We start from the raw sequence: 15,448 nt of genomic DNA, 5'->3' as shown, positions 1-15,448 counted from the left end.
GCTCTCCGCCGCGCGGTGGTCTTGGGTATTACTCGGAGGCGAAGATGGACGCCAGCTTGTCCATCTTCTCCAGCGCCAGGCCGCAGCCGCGCGCCACGCAGGTCAGCGGCTCGTCGGCGACGATGACCGGCAGGCCGGTCTCTTCCATCAGCAGGCGGTCGAGGTCGCGCAGCAGCGCGCCGCCGCCGGTCAGCACCATGCCGCGGTCGGCGATGTCCGCGCCCAGTTCCGGCGGGGTCTGTTCCAGGGCGATCTTGACCGCGGAGACGATCTGGTTGAGCGGCTCGTTGAGCGCTTCGAGGATCTCGTTGGAGGAGATGGTGAAGGAGCGCGGAATGCCCTCGGCCAGGTTGCGGCCCTTGACCTCCATCTCGCGCACTTCCGAACCCGGGAAGGCGGAGCCGATTTCCTTCTTGATGTTCTCGGCGGTGGTGTCGCCGATCAGCATGCCGTAGTTGCGGCGGATGTAGTTGACGATGGAATCGTCGAACTTGTCGCCGCCCACCCGTACCGAGCCGGCATACACCATGCCGCCCAGCGAGATCACGCCCACTTCGGTGGTGCCGCCGCCGATGTCGACCACCATCGAGCCGGTGGCGTCGGAGACCGGCAGGCCGGCGCCGATCGCAGCGGCCATCGGCTCCTCGATCAGGAACACCTGGCTGGCGCCGGCCGCCAGGGCGGCGTCGCGGATCGCGCGGCGCTCGACCTGGGTGGAGCCGCAGGGCACGCAGATGATGATGCGCGGGGAGGGGGAAAACAGCCGCGAGTCGTGCACCTTCTTGATGAACTGCTTGATCATCTGTTCGGTGACCACGAAGTCGGCGATCACGCCGTCCTTCATCGGGCGGATTGCGGTGATGTTGCCCGGGGTCTTGCCGAGCATCTGCTTGGCCGCATGGCCGACCGCCTGGATGGTGCGCTTGGCATTGGGACCGCCTTCGGTGCGGATCGCCACCACCGAGGGTTCGTCCAGCACGATGCCCTTGCCGCGCACGTAGATCAGCGTGTTCGCGGTACCCAGGTCAATGGCCAGGTCGTTGGAAAAATAGGAACGCAGAAAACCGAACATGGAATGAAGTCCGAAACCGGTAGGGTGGCGTTGGGTGGCGTGAGCGGCTACGGTACAGAAAACCGATCGTGCGACGCGATAGCAAAACGGGCCGGGGGCCGCTGCACCCCGGTGCGCGGGGAGCGGGCGGCCGAGCGGGCCCAAAGGCGGTTATGATAACCTACAAACCTTTGTGGCTTAAGCAGGTTTTGTTACCTCATGTCGCTTTCCCTCGAACAGGTCCGGCAGGTCGCGCGGCTCGCCCGGATCGAACTCACCGACGCCGACGCCGAGGCCACCCAGGCCAAGCTCAACGGCATTTTCGGCCTCATCGAACAGATGCAGGCGGTCGATACCACCGGCGTCGAGCCGATGAGCCATCCGCAGGACGTCGCCACCCGGCTGCGCGACGACGCGGTCAGCGAAACCGACCGCCGCGAAGCCTTCCAGCGCGTCGCCCCGCAGACCGAGAACGGCCTCTACCTGGTGCCCAAGGTCATCGAGTAAGCCGCCCCGCGCGCCCGCCCGTTCCGAACCGCCTCCAATAATGATCAACGCCCCGCTCTCCGAACTGCGCCGTGCGCTCGACGCGCGCGAAATCTCCGCCGTCGAACTGGCCACCCTGTTCCTCGACCGCATCGACGCCGCCAATCCGACGCTCAATGCCTTCATCACCGTGGACCGCGACGGCGCGCTGGCCGCCGCCCGCGAGGCCGATGCGCGCATCGCCGCCGGCACGGCCGGTCCGCTCACCGGCATCCCGCTGGCCCACAAGGACGTGTTCTGCACCGAAGGCGTGCTCACCTCCTGCGGCTCGAAGATGCTCGCCAACTTCGTCAGCCCCTACGACGCCCACGTGGTCGCCCTGCTCAAGGCCGCCGGCGCGGTCATGCTGGGCAAGACCAACATGGACGAGTTCGCCATGGGGTCGAGCAACGAGAACTCGCACTACGGCCCGGCCCGCAACCCCTGGAATACCGACCGCATTCCCGGCGGCTCCTCGGGCGGTTCGGCGGTGGCGGTAGCCGCGCGCCTGGCGCCGATCGCCACCGGCACCGACACCGGCGGCTCGGTGCGCCAGCCCGCCGCACTCACCGGCGTCACCGGCATCAAGCCCACCTACGGCGTGTGCTCGCGCTACGGCATGGTGGCCTACGCCTCCTCGCTCGACCAGGCCGGCGCCTTCGGGGCGACTGCGGCCGACTGCGCCGCCCTGCTCACCGCAATGGCCGGCTTCGACCCGCGCGACTCCACCAGCCTGGAGCGCCCGGCCGAGGACTACACGCGTGAGCTCGACCGCCCACTGGACGGCCTGCGCATCGGCCTGCCCAAGGAATTTTTCGGCCCTGGCATGGCCGACGACGTGCGCGCCGCGGTGGATGCCGCGCTGGCCGAGTACCGCAAGCTCGGCGCCACCACCGTGGAAGTGAGCCTGCCCAACGCCCAGCTGGCCATTCCCGCCTACTACGTGATCGCCCCGGCGGAAGCCTCCAGCAACCTGTCGCGCTTCGACGGCGTGCGCTACGGCCACCGCGCCGCCGAATACGGCGACCTGGCCGACATGTACGAAAAGAGCCGTGCGCAGGGCTTTGGTGCCGAAGTGAAGCGACGCATCCTGGTAGGCACCTACGTGCTCTCGCATGGCTACTACGACGCCTACTACCTCAAGGCGCAGAAGCTGCGCCGCCTGATCGCCGAGGACTTCCGCGCCGCCTTCACCCAATGCGACGTGATCGCCGGCCCCACCAGCCCGACCACCGCCTGGGCGATCGGCGAGAAGAGCGACGATCCGGTGCAGATGTACCTGTCGGACATCTACACCATCGCGGTGAACCTCGCCGGCCTGCCCGGTCTGTCGCACCCGGCCGGCTTCGGCGCGGACGGCCTGCCGGTGGGCCTGCAACTGATCGGCGACTACTTCGCCGAGAACCGCCTGCTGAACGCGGCACACCGCTATCAGCAGGCCACCGACTGGCACGCCCGCCGGCCGGGCTGAGCGATGCGCCTCAACGGCTTCGGCCTCCGGCCCGCTCCCGCCGTTGCGCTCGCCGCGCTGCTGCTCGGCGCCTGCGCCACGCCGCGGCCAACGCCGGCACCCGCGCCGGACAGCGGCATCGTGGTGCCGGCGGAGCCCTCTGCCGCCCGCGGCCGTCTGCGGCCGATGCCGGTGCGCCCGCTCAACGTGCGGGCCGACTGCCGCTTCACCGACGAGGCCGGCTACGCCGCCAGCACGCGGCTCGACGTCGTGCAGGCCGAGGTGCGCGACTTTGCCGCCACCGTGGATGTGCCGCGCCGCGGCAGCTGCCGCTTCGACCTGAATGGTTTCCGCCAGGTACGCCATGAACCGCACGTCGAACTGCGCGCCGCCGACGGCTGCACGGTGCGCATGTGGGAACAGGGCGCGCAGGTCACCGTGGCCTTCGCCGAATGCGCCAGCCGCTGCAGCAGCGGCACCTTCGATTATGTCTGGCCGATCCTGGTGGATCGGTCTAGCGGTCGCTGCCACTGACCGCACGCAACAACGGAAACGACCATGAGCAGAACCGATTGGGAAGTCGTCATCGGGCTGGAAGTCCACGCCCAGCTCAATACCGCCAGCAAGATCTTCTCCGGCGCCAGCACCGCCTTCGGCGCGGAGGCCAACCGCCAGGCCAGCGCGGTGGATATCGCCCTGCCCGGCGTGCTGCCGGTGCTGAACCGCGGCGCGGTCGAGCGTGCCATCCGCTTCGGCCTGGCGATCGGCGCCACGGTGGCGCCCAAGAGCATCTTCGCGCGCAAGAACTACTTCTACCCGGATCTTCCCAAGGGCTACCAGATCAGCCAGTTCGAGCTGCCGGTGGTGCAGGGCGGCACGATCACCATCCGCGTCGGCGAGGGTGACAAGGCCTACGAGAAGACGGTGAATCTCACCCGCGCACACCTGGAAGAGGACGCCGGCAAGAGCCTGCACGAAGACTTCCACGGCATGAGCGGCATCGACCTCAACCGTGCCGGCACCCCGCTGCTGGAGATCGTCTCCGAGCCCGACATGCGCTCCTCGGCCGAAGCCGTGGCCTACGCGCGCGCGCTGCACGCGCTGGTGCGCTGGATAGCCATCTGCGACGGCAACATGCAGGAAGGCTCCTTCCGCTGCGACGCCAACGTCTCGGTGCGTCGCCCCGGCGGCCCGCTGGGCACGCGGCGCGAGATCAAGAACCTGAACTCCTTCCGCTTCCTGCAGCAGGCCATCGACTACGAAGTGCAGTGGCAGATCGACACCCTGGAAGATGGCGGCAAGATCCAGCAGGCCACCGTGCTGTTCGACCCGGACACCGGCGAGACCCGCATGATGCGCAGCAAGGAAGACGCGCACGACTACCGCTACTTCCCCGACCCCGACCTGCTGCCGCTGGTGATCTCGCCCGAGTGGATCGCCCGGGTGCAGGGCGAGATGCCCGAGCTGCCCGGCGCCATGAAGGCGCGCTTCGTCGATGAACTGGGCCTGTCCGCCTACGACGCCACCACGCTGACCGCCAGCAAGGAGATGGCCGAGTACTTCCAGGCCACGGTGGACGCGGCCGGCACAGCGCTCGCCAAGCCCTGCGCCAACTGGGTCATGGGCGACCTCGCCGCGCGCCTCAACAAGGCCGAGCTCGACCTCGCCGATTCGCCGGTGTCTCCCGCCCAGCTGGCCGGCCTGGTGCGCCGCATCGCCGACAACACCATCTCCAACAACATCGGCAAGAAGGTGTTCGAGGCGCTGTGGAACGGCGACGGCGGCACCGGGGCCGATGCCGCCGACCGCATCATCGACGCCCAGGGCCTCAAGCAGGTCACCGACAGCGGCGCCATCGAAGCCATCGTGGACGAGGTGCTGGCTGCCAATCCGAAGTCGGTGGAGGAATTCCGCGCCGGCAAGGAAAAGGCCTTCAACGCCCTGGTCGGCCAGGTCATGAAGGCCAGCCGCGGCAAGGCCAACCCGGCGCAGGTCAACGAGATCCTGCGCGCCAAGCTCGGCGGCTGACCCCGATTGTAGGAGCGGCCTTGGCCGCGATGCGGCGCTTGGTCTTCCCCAGGCCGCATCGCGGCCAAGGCCGCTCCTACCGCCCCCCTCCACTCCTCCGCCCTTGAGCGGCATCAATACCTTGTCGCACGTCCTGTCGCATTCTTATATTCTTGAATGCTGATCCTGTTCGCCCCGGCGAACGGATGTGGCGCAGGAGGCGGATGCGGTGGACCTGATAGCACTGATCGAATCGCTCGGCGAGGATCGCGCGCTCGCGCTCGGCGGGCTCGCCATCGGCGCGCTGTTCGGTTTCTTCGCCCAGCGCTCGCGCTTCTGCCTGCGCGCGGCGGTCATCGAGGTGGCGCGCGGCCAGCTCGGCCCCAAGCTGGCGATCTGGCTGTTCGCCTTCTCCGCCGCGGTCGTGCTCACCCAGATCCTGGTGCTCGGCGAGCAGTTCTCCACCGGCAACGTGCGCCAGCTCGCCAGCCGGGGCAGCCTGTCGGGCGCGCTGATCGGCGGCCTGCTGTTCGGCGCCGGCATGATCCTCGCCCGCGGCTGTTCCAGCCGCCTGCTGGTGCTGGCCGCCAACGGCAACCTGCGCGCCCTGCTCTCCGGGCTGATCTTCGCGGTGGCCGCGCAGGCCTCGATGGGCGGCATGCTCTCCCCGCTGCGCGAGGCGCTCGGCAATCTGTGGACCATAGACGGCGGCACCGCGCGCGACCTGCTCGCCCTGGCCGGCATCGGCAACAGCGGCGGGCTGCTCTTCGGCCTGCTGTGGCTGGCCGCCGGCGCCTTCTTCGCCGTGCGCCACCGCATCGGCGCCTGGGGCTGGGTCGGCGGCCTGGGCACCGGCGTCATGGTGGCGCTGGCCTGGTGGTTCACCTGGCGCATGGCCGGCCTCACCTTCGACCCCACCCCGGTCAAGAGCCTGTCCTTCACCGGCCCCTCGGCCGACATGCTGATGCTGGTGCTCTCCCCGCCCGGCCAGCTGCTCAACTTCGACCTCGGCATGGTGCCGGGCGTGTTCCTCGGCTCCTTCCTCGCCGCGCTGCTCTTCCGCGAGCTCAAGCTGGAAGGCTTCCAGGGCGGCCACGCGATGCGCCGCTACATCGTCGGCGCGGTGCTGATGGGCTTCGGCGGCATGCTCGCCGGCGGCTGTGCGGTGGGCGCGGGGGTGTCGGGCGCCGCGGTGTTCGCGGTCACCGCCTGGGTGACGCTGTTCGGCATGTGGGGCGGGGCGGCATTCACCGACTGGCTGGCCGACCGCTACTGGGCGACGCAGGCCGCCACCACACCGGTCTGACGACCGGGCTCAGAAGCTCAGGGTTCGCCAGCCCTCGTCCAGCGTGCGGCCGATGAAAGCGGCGGCCCCGGCCTGGCCCTGCACTTCCTCGCGCAGCGCGTCGGCCGATACACCGTGGGCCTGCATCGCGGTCGGGCAGGCATAGAGGCGGGTGCCAAAGCCGTGCGCCTCACGGAGGAAATCGGCCACCGAGCGGCGCCCGGGCGCATCCGGGGCGCCGTCGGCGTAGAGTCCTTCGGCCACGCCGCGCTCGAGCAGTTGCACCGAGCGCGCGGTGAAGTACATCTCGACTTCGGCGTCCATCGCCGCCGCCGCCGCGGCGAAATAGAAGGGCGTGGCGCACAGGTGGGGTACGGACGGGTCCGCCGCCCACACCAGGATGGCGAGGCGCTCGGCCATCACAGCCCCTTGGCGCCTTCGCCGACGAGCGGCGCCTGGAAGGCCGCCAGGTCGTCGAAGCGCCACAGATCCATCTGCGCCTCGATGCCGGCACGCGCATCCGCCCACGGCAGCAGCGCGGCGGCGGCGGCCGGGTCGAGCTGCAGCTTCACCAGCCAGGCAGCGTAGGCATCCGCGTTCATCGCCCGCGCCGAGACGGCAAGTGCCGGGTTGGCGTCGACGATCTCGGCCGCCACCGGGCTTTTCACCGGAAACACCGTCTTGCCGGCCTCCAGCAGGCCGAAGGCCCGCCCCGGCTCCAGCTTCAGGCCGGTGCGCTTGGGCGTGAACAGCAGGATCTCGCCGGCGATCGCCACCCCGAAGGGGGTGACGCCGACGCGGTACACGCCCTCGCCCTCGGCGGCGAACCACAGGTGGGTGTCGGGGTGGTAGAGCAGATCGTCGGGGAAGGGGCAGCCGCGCAGTTCGGCCATGGTGTCGGCAAGATGCAGTGGCGGGGCGGTGGCGGAAGAGAATGGGAGTCGAACCCACCTGGGGCCGGCTGACGGCCCCACCCGGTTTTGAAGACCGGTCGCCCCACCGGGGAACGCCTCTCTTCCGTGACACCTGCGCCGGATTGTAACCGCTTCCCCATGTGTAGGAGCGGCCTTGGCCGCGATTGCGGCGGTGGTTTCCCGGAGGCTGCATCGCGGCCAAGGCCGCTCCTACGAGGGGTCGTTGCGGGCTCTATTGCCCCAGGTTCAGATTCACCCCGTTCTGGCCCTTGGCCACGAACTCGCCGGGCTTGAGGTTCTTGCAGGGCGCCAGCCGGCGGGCCTCCACCTGCAGCACGCGGTCGCCCTGCGCACCGACGGCACGCACATGCAGCTCGCCCTGGTAGTTGTAATGGAAGTCGCCACCGAAACGGCCGCTGCGCATCGTTTCACCGCCAGCGCCCTTGCAGCTCTGCGCCACGTGCCGGTAGTGGCCCTCGCGCCGCCAGGTGGCCGGGCCGCAGTCGCCGGCAGCCGGGTCGACCTGGGCGAACACCTGGTCGTCCGCGCCGACGCAGATATGGAAGCTGCGCGCCGACACGCCGGCTTCGGCAACGCTGACCTCCCACAGCCCGTGCATACGCTGCGGCGCATCGGCGAGCGCCGGCAGCGGCAGTTGAAGGAGGGTCAGCAGGGCAAGGGCGGAGACGGGGCGCATGATCGGCGATCCAGTTGGTGAAATGGGGCGATTCGAGCACGCTGCGCGCCCGGGCGGTATGCTCTGGATCAATTCAGCCGCCGGGAGCCTGCCGCCATGATCGAAGCCCTGCTGCTCACCACCGTGCCGGTCGGCACCTATGCCGGCGAGCAGCCGCTGACCAACGCCAGCGGCTTTTTCTTCGAGCGCGACGGGCGCCTCTTCCTGGTCACCAGCCGGCATGTGCTGCACGACGAGGCCACCGCGCACCACCCCGACCGCGTGGTCATCGACCTGCACGACGACGCCGGCAACATCGCCAGCGCCACCGGCTTCTCGCTGCCGCTCTATCGCGACGGCACGCCGCTGTGGCGCCAGGGCGTGGATGCCGCCGGCGAGATCGACGTGGCGGTGCTGGAAGTGGAGCGCGCCGCCCTGCCGCCGACCACGCTCTATCGCGCCTTCAGCCCGCAGCACCTGCTCGGCCGCCTGGACCAGGTCGAGGTCGGCAGTTCGCTGCTGGTGGTCGGTTTTCCGCTCGGCTTTCGCGACACCCTGCACCACCTGCCGGTGGTACGCCAGGCGGTGATCGCATCGTCCTTCGGCCTGCGCTTCCAGGGCCAGGGCTACTTCCTCACCGATGCCCGCACCCATCGCGGCACCAGCGGCGCGCCGGTGGTGATGCGCAGGGCGGGGCCGGACGCGGACGGCGGCGACCTGCCCTGGCTGCTGCTCGGCGTGCATTCGGCCCGGCTGGACGTGGGCGGGCGCGACCTGGTTGCCGACGAGGCGCTGGGGCTGAACTGCGCCTGGTACGCCGACATCCTGCTCACGCTGACCGGGGCCTGAGCACCTGTTCCGCGCTGGCGGCGACCGCCCACAGGTGGGCGGCCACCAGCGCGCGCCAGGGCGAGAAGGGTTCCAGCCACTGGCGCGCCGCATTCGCGCCGAGCGCCTCCGCGCTGCCCAGCAGGCGCTGCAGGCCGCGGCGCACCGCCACGTCGCCGTGCAGCGAGCCGTCCAGGTGGCCGAAGCCGCGCAGCAGCGCGTAGTCGATGGTCCACGGGCCGATGCCGCGCACTTCCAGCAGGCGGGCACGGATCTCATCGGCCGGCGCGGGGCCGGCCAGCCACTCGTCCAGCGGCAGCGCCCCCGCCTCCACCGCATGCGCCAGGGCCAGCAAGGTCTCGGCCTTGCCGCGCGACAAACCGGCGGCGCGCAGCGCGTCCGCATCCATCGTCGCCAGCCGGTGGGCGTCCGGGTAGCAGAACAGCCCGCTGCTGTGCTGCACGCCGGCCGCGCGGATCAGCCGCCCGCGCACCGCCACCGCCGCACGCACGCTGATCTGCTGCCCGGTCACCGCCCAGCTCAGCGCCTCGAAGGGCGTGGCCGTCTGCGGCACCCGCAGGCCCGGCTGCGCGGCGATCAGCGCGCCCAGTTGCGCATGGTGGCGATGGCGGCGCTCGAAGTCCTCCACCAGCTGGTCCAGGCCGAGCATGCGGCGCGCCATGGCCGCGAGCGCTGCCGGGTCGTCGGCCTCGGCGGTGCCGTCCAGCGCCAGTTCGGCCACCGCATGGCCGGTATGGAAATGGATCGCCAGGCAGGCGGGCCGTCCACGCCAGGCGATGCCCTTGCGCAGCCCGGCGCCTTCGACACATTCCGCGGTCTGCAACGGGTCGCGGCCATGCAGGGCGAGCACGTCGGCGCGGCGGAAACCCGCCGGCAGCGCAAGACGGCAGGCCAGCGCGGGGCCGTCCGCGGTGCTCACCCGGCGCCCTCGCGTTCCAGCAAGGCACGCTTGCGCGCCACCCCCCAGCGGTAGCCGGCCAGGCCGCCGTCGCTGCGCACCACACGATGGCAGGGGATGGCCACCGCCAGGGTATTGGCCGCACAGGCGCCGGCCACCGCGCGCACCGCGGCCGGGGCGCCGATGCGTCGCGCCAGTTCCGCGTAGCTCACCGTCTGCCCGGCGGGAATCTCGCGCAGCGCCTGCCAGACGCGCTGCTGGAAGGCGGTGCCGCGCAGATCCAGCGGCAGCTCCGCGCCAGTGCCCGGCGCCTCCACCAGCCCGACCACCTGCGCCACCAGCACTTCAAAGTCCGCGTCGCCGCCGATCAGCGTGGCCGCGGGAAAACGGTCCTGCAGCTCGCGCAGCAACGCCTCCGGGTCGTCGCCCAGCGAGATCGCACACACCCCGCGCGCGCTCTGCGCCACCAGGATGCTGCCCAGCGAGCATTCGCCCAAGGCGAAGCGGATCTCGGCCTGCGCGCCGCCAGCGCGGTAGGCGCCGGGGGTCATGCCGAGGCGCTGGTCGGCATCGGCGTAAAAACGCCCCCCGGAGTTGTAGCCGGCCTCATAGATCGCCTCGCTCACGCTGGGCGTCCCTCGCAAGGCAGCACGCATCCGCTCGGCGCGTCGGGCGGCGGCCCAGGCTCGCGGGGTAAGGCCGGTCGCGGCCTTGAACACGCGGTGCAGGTGCCATGGACTCAGACCCGCACGCGCGGCCAGTTCGTCCAGCGTGGGGGGCGTTTCGGCCGCATCGATGTAGCGGCACAGCTCGGCCACCAGCGCCGCCTGCTGCGCGGCCGCCGACGGCTGGCGCGGGCGGCAGCGCCGGCAGGCGCGGAAACCCGCGCGCTCGGCCTCGTCGGCGGAATCGAAGAAACGCACGTGCTCGGGCCGCGCGCGGCGCGAGGGGCAGCTCGGCCGGCAATACACGCCGGTGGTGCTCACCGCGTAGAAGAACCGCCCGTCGGCCGCCGGGTCGCGCGCCAGCACCGCGGCCCAGCGCGGGTCGGTTGCTTGGTCGGCAAGGGTCGGGGAAATCTGTTGGGTCATGGCCGTCTCGGGAGGGCTTGGCGTTGACCGAACTCTAGCCCGCCAGTGCCGCGCCGGCACCCCGGCGCTTGCGGTCGAATTCAGGACCCCGCCCGGCATGCGCTCCGGCACCCGGGTAGGAGCGGCCTTGGCCGCGATACCGCCTACAAGAAACCGGAAGCCGCATCGCGGCCAAGGCCGCTCCTACAGCGCCGCGGCTTCAAGGAGCACCGGCGCCTCGCCGCGGATCAGGTGAGCGCGGCGGGCGCCCTCGCCCACCCGGCGGGTGTAGCCCACTCGGTCGAAGAACTCGAGGATCTGGATCGCGCGCTTGCGCCCGCCGCCGATGCGGTCGCGGAAGGCCGCGGCGCGGATGCGCCCCCCCTCGTCCTGCGCCGCCAATTCGCCGGCGATGCCCGCCAGCTCGGCCACCACGGCGGCCGGATAGAACAGGTCGCGCACCACCTGGAAGGCTTCGCCGCGCGCGGCGAGCTGGCGCAGCAGGCGGCGCACATCGGCGTCGGCAAAGCCGGTGGCGGTGGCCAGGTCGCGCACCCAGGGCGGATCGAAGCGCCCGTCGGCCAGCAGGGCAAGCAGGCGGTCGGCGCGCTCGCGCTCGGCGGGCGAGAGTTCCACGGTGTGCCCGGGCAGGTGCCAGGCAGAGCCGGCACGCGCCAACCGGCCCTCGGCCAGCAGGGCTTCGAGCAGGGCAAGGAAGGCCGGCGAGGCGAGCTGTGGCAGCGCCATGCGGCGCAGGCGCTCGCGCTCCACGCCGGGCTCGTCGGCAAACTGCTCGTGGTGGGCGACGAGGCGCATCAGCACACGCTCGCACAGACCGGCCCACACCGCCGGGTCGAAGAGCTGCGCGCCGCGCGCGGTGTCCACCCGCAACGCCGCACCGGCGGGCAGGGCGGCGAGCCAGGCATCGGCGTCCAGGTTGTGCGCCGCGGCCAGCTCCGCCGCATCCAGCCCGTAGGGTGCGGCGGCCAGCAGCGCGGCCAGGCGGGCGGCCGGGTCGGCGTGTTCCAGGGCGCCGAGCAGGGCCAGGCGTGCCGGACGGCGGCGATGGCGCGCGGGCGGGAAGGGGTCCAGCACACGCCCGCCGCCCAGGGTCAGGCGGCCAGCAGCGTCGCGGATCACCACGCGGTCGCCCCAGCAGGCGAGGATGGGGCGGTCCAGCACCGCCTGCACCAGGGCGCTGCCGCCCGGCGCGAGGCCACCGGCTTCCAGCGCGTCGTCCAGCAGCGCGAGGCGCGCCTGCGCCTGGCCTGCCGCGTGGTGCAAAGTGACGGCGCTCCACTGCCCCAGCGTGCGCGGGGCATCCGCCAGCAGGCTGAGGCGCAGGTCCAGGCGGTCAGTGGGGCGGGCCAGCGCCGGCACGCACAACCAGTCGCCGCGCTCGACCTCGCGGTGCTCGACACCGACCAGATTCACCGCGCAACGCTGGCCCGCGCGGCCCTCGTCCGCGGCGCGGTTGTTCACATGCAGGCCGCGCACCCGCACTTCGCGCAGAAAACCATCGCCGCGCGCCAGCAGCACCCGGTCGCCCACCCGCAGCCGGCCGGCGTAGGCGGTGCCGGTCACCACCGTGCCCGCGCCGGCCACCGCGAAGTGGCGGTCCACCGCCAGGCGGAAACCCGCGCCGGGTGGCAGCTGCGCCGGCTCGGCACGCGCCGCGGCGACCAGATGGTCGCGCAGCGCATCGAGCTGGAAGCGCTCGGCGCCGGCCGCAGCCACCGGAAAGACCGGCACCCCGGCCAGCGGGGTGCGCGCCAGCAGCGCGCGCACCTCGGCTTCCACCGCCGCAATGCGCGCCGCATCGACCCGGTCGCACTTGGTGATCGCCACCGCCCCGCGCGCCACCCCGAGAATCTGCAGGATGGCCAGATGCTCGCGGGTCTGCGGCATCACCCCGTCGTCGGCCGCCACCACCAGCAGCGCAAAGTCGACGCCCGCCGCGCCGGTGAGCATGGTGGGCACGAACTTCTCATGCCCCGGCACATCGATGAAGGCCAGCCCCCCCGCCGGCTCACCCGCCGCCGCCGGCAGCGGCGCATAGGCATAGCCCAGCTCGATGGTGATCCCGCGCTTCTTCTCCTCCGGCAGGCGGTCGGTATCGACGCCGGTGAGCGCGCGTACCAGGGTGGTCTTGCCGTGGTCGATGTGGCCGGCGGTGCCGATAAGCATGGAGGAGTCCTGGGAACGCGGTCGGAGCAGTTTACCCCGTGCTCAATCTGATCGGACCGGAGGGATGGCAGCCGACTGGTCGTCAGCCTACTCCGCCAATCCGCCGCTCGCCCAATCCCCCGCCGCAAACTCCAACACCTCGTCCTCCCGCCGGCACACCACCGCATCCCGCTGCACCGCGATCCACCAGGTCTGGCGCCTCGGTTCCGGACGCGGGGCGGCGAAGCCGGTGGGGGTGAGCAGGGCCACGCACCAGGCGGGGCGGGGGTCGCGTACCGAGCGGTAGACGATGGCACCGATGCCCGCCTGGCGCGCCACGGCGGCGAAGGCCTGGGTGGCGCGGTAGTCGAGCGGGTCGGTCCACGCGGCGGCGTCGCGGTCGAAGGGCGGGCGGCGCAGGTCGACCGCCTTGGTGGCGATGCGCACGCGGAAGGCGGTGTGGGCCACCGGCTCCAGGCGCTCGAGGTCGACCGCGTCGATCAGGAAGCGCCAGCGCCAGTAGGCGAGTTCGGCACAGGCGGTGCGCACGTGCTGGGCGGCGTAGAACACGCCGGGGTCGGTGGCGGCGCGGAAGCGCGAGCCGGGGCGCGGCGGGTCATAGCGGAAGGGAGTGGCGAGCAGGTAGTCCAGGCCGGCGGCTTCCGGCGGCAGCGGCGGTTTGCCTTCTTCCAGCAGGGCTTCGAGGAGGTCCTGCTCGGCCGCGTCGTCGACCAGCTTCATGGTGGAGGCGACGTGCTGGGCCTCGACGATGCGCCAGGCGGCCTGGGCCCAGGGGCGGGCCTCAGACGCGACCGCGGGAGGCGTCCAGGTAGTGGACGACACGGACCAGGCCTTCGGTATCACGGATGAGTTCGATGGGGCGGGCGTTGAGGCCGAGGTTGGTGCTGTTGAGCCAGGCGCGCGCGGCGCTCTCCTCGCCGACGATGGAGTCGAGCGAGCGGAACAGGCGTACCAGCAGCACGGCGAACTCCCATTCCTTGCGGCTGCGCTCCAGGCGGTAGCTGCCGGCGTAGAGCCGGGTGACGGTGGCCGGGCTGACGCCGAGCACGCGGGCGAGCAGGGCGCGCGACAGGCCGAGGCGTTCGGCGGCGCGGGCCACGGCCTTGCTGAGCACCGCGGCGGCAGTGGCGGGATCGGCGGTGGGGTGGGTGATGGCGGACATGGACGCTCCTGCTGTCTGAGGAAAGATTACTACTCATACCTTTCTCACGCAAACCGGACGGCAGGTGCCGAACGTGCCATCGTTTCGCGCACCACGCACTAGACTGGAAGCGGGTGCGGCCGCGACGGCGGACGCCGGTCGAGGGGGCCGACGCCCCGGGGAGGAAACATGATCAACACACAGATCGAGCGCGTCGATGCGGAGACGGTGGCCGCCTACCGGGCGCTGCTCGCCAACGATTCGATCACCTGCCTGCTGTCGGACTGCATGGGACGCCTCAACGCGATGAGCGCCGACATGCGGCCGCTGTTCGACGGCATCCGCCTGGTGGGCAGCGCGGTCACGGTGAAGACCCTGGCCGCCGACCTGGCCGCGGCCTTCAAGGCGATCGACCTCTGCCAGCCGGGCGACGTGGTGGTGATCGACGCCCACGGCTCGGTCAATACCGCGTTCTGGGGCGAGAACATGACCCTGTCGGCGCTCAACCGTGGCGTGCTCGGCGCGGTGATCGACGGCGCCTGTCGCGACGTGGAGGAGATCCGCAAGCTGCGCTTCCCGGTACTGTGCCGCGGCATCGTGCCGAACGTCGGCGCGGTGGCCGGCTACGGCGAGGTGAACGTGCCGGTGCAGTGCGCCGGCGTGCCGGTGTCGCCCGGGGATCTGGTGGCGATCGACGGCAATGGCGTGGTCGTGGTGCCGCGCCCCGAAGCCGGCGCGGTGCTGGCACGCGCGCAGCGCTTGCTGGAGACGGAACAGGCGGTACAGGCGCGCCTCAAGGCCGGTGCCACCATCGGCGAGTTGGTCGACATCGACGCGGTGCTGCGTAGCGGCTTTTCGTACCAGGAACGGGCCGCAGGCACGCCCGACTGACCGGGCCGGCGGTGCCGATGCGCATGGGGCGGTCTTCGTAAAGGACTCGCTGGCGCTTGACGCACAGCCCGACGCTGCGAACCCGCTTTCAGGAGCCCGGCGCCACACTTCATGCGGACCCACCCAGCCCCGGCCAACATCTCGGAAACCTTTGCCCGCCTTCAGCTTCCTTTCAGCTTGCTCCTGTGTACTTGCCGTCCCGCGTCGGACCGACGCTTTCCATGAGCATAGGAGTTTCGCATGAACCGCATTCTCGCCGCCCTGAGCATCGCCATTCTCTCCACCTCCGCGTTCGCCGGCCCGAGCTGCAATGCGCCGAAGGAGAAGTGGATGGATCAGGACAAGTTCAAGGCCGGCCTCGAGACCCAGGGCTACAAGATCAAGAACTTCAAGGTCACCAAGGGCAACTGCTACGAGATCTACGGCTTCGACAAGGATGGCAAGAAGGTGGAGATCTACTTCGACCCGGAAACCGGCGCCGAGCTCGAGCGCAAGTAATGATTC

17 protein-coding genes and 1 tRNA gene are annotated in these 15,448 nt (G+C 71.1%); 8 read left to right on the top strand and 10 right to left on the bottom strand.

Features of this window, described 5'->3' with window-relative positions; genetic code table 11:
- Nucleotides 1–28 precede the first annotated feature (28 nt).
- Entirely contained in the window at nucleotides 29–1,072 is a 1,044-nt protein-coding gene (locus tag IAI53_RS13150; protein ID WP_187718636.1) for a rod shape-determining protein, read from the bottom strand.
- A 198-nt stretch (nucleotides 1,073–1,270) separates the two neighbouring features.
- Between IAI53_RS13150 and gatC the strand changes: the two genes are divergently transcribed.
- From gatC to IAI53_RS13125, 5 genes are all read left to right on the top strand, one after another.
- Nucleotides 1,271–1,558, top strand: a complete 288-nt coding sequence (gene gatC / locus IAI53_RS13145; RefSeq protein WP_187718635.1) for an Asp-tRNA(Asn)/Glu-tRNA(Gln) amidotransferase subunit GatC — start codon at nucleotides 1,271–1,273, stop codon at nucleotides 1,556–1,558.
- Between the two features lie 40 nt (nucleotides 1,559–1,598).
- The gene (gatA, locus tag IAI53_RS13140) at nucleotides 1,599–3,047 is read left to right on the top strand and encodes an Asp-tRNA(Asn)/Glu-tRNA(Gln) amidotransferase subunit GatA (protein WP_187718634.1); all 1,449 of its coding nucleotides are present in this window, start codon (nucleotides 1,599–1,601) and stop codon (nucleotides 3,045–3,047) included.
- 3 nt (nucleotides 3,048–3,050) lie between these two features.
- The gene (locus IAI53_RS13135; RefSeq protein WP_187718633.1) at nucleotides 3,051–3,560 is read left to right on the top strand and encodes a hypothetical protein; all 510 of its coding nucleotides are present in this window, start codon (nucleotides 3,051–3,053) and stop codon (nucleotides 3,558–3,560) included.
- 24 nt (nucleotides 3,561–3,584) lie between these two features.
- The gene (gene gatB, locus IAI53_RS13130; protein WP_187718632.1) at nucleotides 3,585–5,054 is read left to right on the top strand and encodes an Asp-tRNA(Asn)/Glu-tRNA(Gln) amidotransferase subunit GatB; all 1,470 of its coding nucleotides are present in this window, start codon (nucleotides 3,585–3,587) and stop codon (nucleotides 5,052–5,054) included.
- Between the two features lie 208 nt (nucleotides 5,055–5,262).
- Nucleotides 5,263–6,339, top strand: a complete 1,077-nt coding sequence (locus IAI53_RS13125; protein WP_187718631.1) for a YeeE/YedE family protein — start codon at nucleotides 5,263–5,265, stop codon at nucleotides 6,337–6,339.
- 9 nt (nucleotides 6,340–6,348) lie between these two features.
- On the opposite strand, the gene IAI53_RS13120 is transcribed toward IAI53_RS13125, so the two are convergent.
- The 4 genes from IAI53_RS13120 to IAI53_RS13105 form a co-directional block, all read right to left on the bottom strand.
- A complete protein-coding gene (locus IAI53_RS13120; RefSeq protein ID WP_187718630.1) occupies nucleotides 6,349–6,738 on the bottom strand; it encodes a DsrE family protein in 390 nt (129 codons plus the stop codon).
- Nucleotides 6,738–7,211, bottom strand: a complete 474-nt coding sequence (locus tag IAI53_RS13115) for a glycine cleavage system protein H (protein ID WP_187718629.1) — start codon at nucleotides 7,209–7,211, stop codon at nucleotides 6,738–6,740. Before IAI53_RS13115 ends, IAI53_RS13120 begins: the two co-directional genes overlap by 1 nt.
- Before the next feature lie 29 nt (nucleotides 7,212–7,240).
- A tRNA-Sec gene (locus IAI53_RS13110) sits at nucleotides 7,241–7,337 on the bottom strand.
- 127 nt (nucleotides 7,338–7,464) lie between these two features.
- Nucleotides 7,465–7,929: a DUF3617 domain-containing protein gene (locus tag IAI53_RS13105; protein WP_187718628.1), complete on the bottom strand. Its 465-nt coding sequence runs from the start codon at nucleotides 7,927–7,929 to the stop codon at nucleotides 7,465–7,467.
- Nucleotides 7,930–8,025: 96 nt separating this feature from the next.
- Between IAI53_RS13105 and IAI53_RS13100 the strand changes: the two genes are divergently transcribed.
- Nucleotides 8,026–8,757, top strand: a complete 732-nt coding sequence (locus IAI53_RS13100) for a S1 family peptidase (RefSeq protein WP_187718627.1) — start codon at nucleotides 8,026–8,028, stop codon at nucleotides 8,755–8,757.
- On the opposite strand, the gene IAI53_RS13095 is transcribed toward IAI53_RS13100, so the two are convergent.
- From IAI53_RS13095 to IAI53_RS13075, 5 genes are all read right to left on the bottom strand, one after another.
- On the bottom strand, nucleotides 8,738–9,676 hold the full coding sequence (locus tag IAI53_RS13095) for a DNA-3-methyladenine glycosylase family protein (protein ID WP_187718626.1): 939 nt from the start codon (nucleotides 9,674–9,676) through the stop codon (nucleotides 8,738–8,740). The two genes, IAI53_RS13100 and IAI53_RS13095, sit on opposite strands and share 20 nt — an antisense overlap.
- Nucleotides 9,673–10,746, bottom strand: a complete 1,074-nt coding sequence (gene ada, locus IAI53_RS13090) for a bifunctional DNA-binding transcriptional regulator/O6-methylguanine-DNA methyltransferase Ada (RefSeq protein ID WP_187718625.1) — start codon at nucleotides 10,744–10,746, stop codon at nucleotides 9,673–9,675. The genes IAI53_RS13095 and ada overlap by 4 nt, the downstream gene beginning before the upstream one ends.
- Before the next feature lie 183 nt (nucleotides 10,747–10,929).
- Nucleotides 10,930–12,912, bottom strand: coding sequence for a selenocysteine-specific translation elongation factor (selB, locus tag IAI53_RS13085; RefSeq protein ID WP_187718624.1), 1,983 nt, complete (start codon nucleotides 12,910–12,912; stop codon nucleotides 10,930–10,932).
- Between the two features lie 87 nt (nucleotides 12,913–12,999).
- Nucleotides 13,000–13,734, bottom strand: a complete 735-nt coding sequence (locus tag IAI53_RS13080) for an RES family NAD+ phosphorylase (protein WP_222948298.1) — start codon at nucleotides 13,732–13,734, stop codon at nucleotides 13,000–13,002.
- Nucleotides 13,694–14,074 (bottom strand): MbcA/ParS/Xre antitoxin family protein, encoded by a 381-nt coding sequence (locus tag IAI53_RS13075; RefSeq protein ID WP_187718623.1) that lies wholly within the window; start codon nucleotides 14,072–14,074, stop codon nucleotides 13,694–13,696. The genes IAI53_RS13080 and IAI53_RS13075 overlap by 41 nt, the downstream gene beginning before the upstream one ends.
- A 168-nt stretch (nucleotides 14,075–14,242) precedes the next feature.
- On the opposite strand from IAI53_RS13075, the gene IAI53_RS13070 reads away from it, so the two are divergent.
- Both IAI53_RS13070 and IAI53_RS13065 read left to right on the top strand, forming a co-directional pair.
- Complete coding sequence (locus IAI53_RS13070) at nucleotides 14,243–14,944, top strand: RraA family protein (RefSeq protein ID WP_187718622.1); 702 nt, start codon at nucleotides 14,243–14,245, stop codon at nucleotides 14,942–14,944.
- Nucleotides 14,945–15,184: 240 nt separating this feature from the next.
- Nucleotides 15,185–15,442, top strand: coding sequence for a PepSY domain-containing protein (locus IAI53_RS13065; RefSeq protein ID WP_187718621.1), 258 nt, complete (start codon nucleotides 15,185–15,187; stop codon nucleotides 15,440–15,442).
- Nucleotides 15,443–15,448: the final 6 nt, after the last annotated feature.

The sequence above is a fragment of the Thauera sedimentorum genome (assembly GCF_014489115.1).
Lineage (GTDB): Bacteria > Pseudomonadota > Gammaproteobacteria > Burkholderiales > Rhodocyclaceae > Pseudothauera > Pseudothauera sedimentorum.
This window is presented reverse-complemented; position numbering and strand designations above follow the sequence as displayed.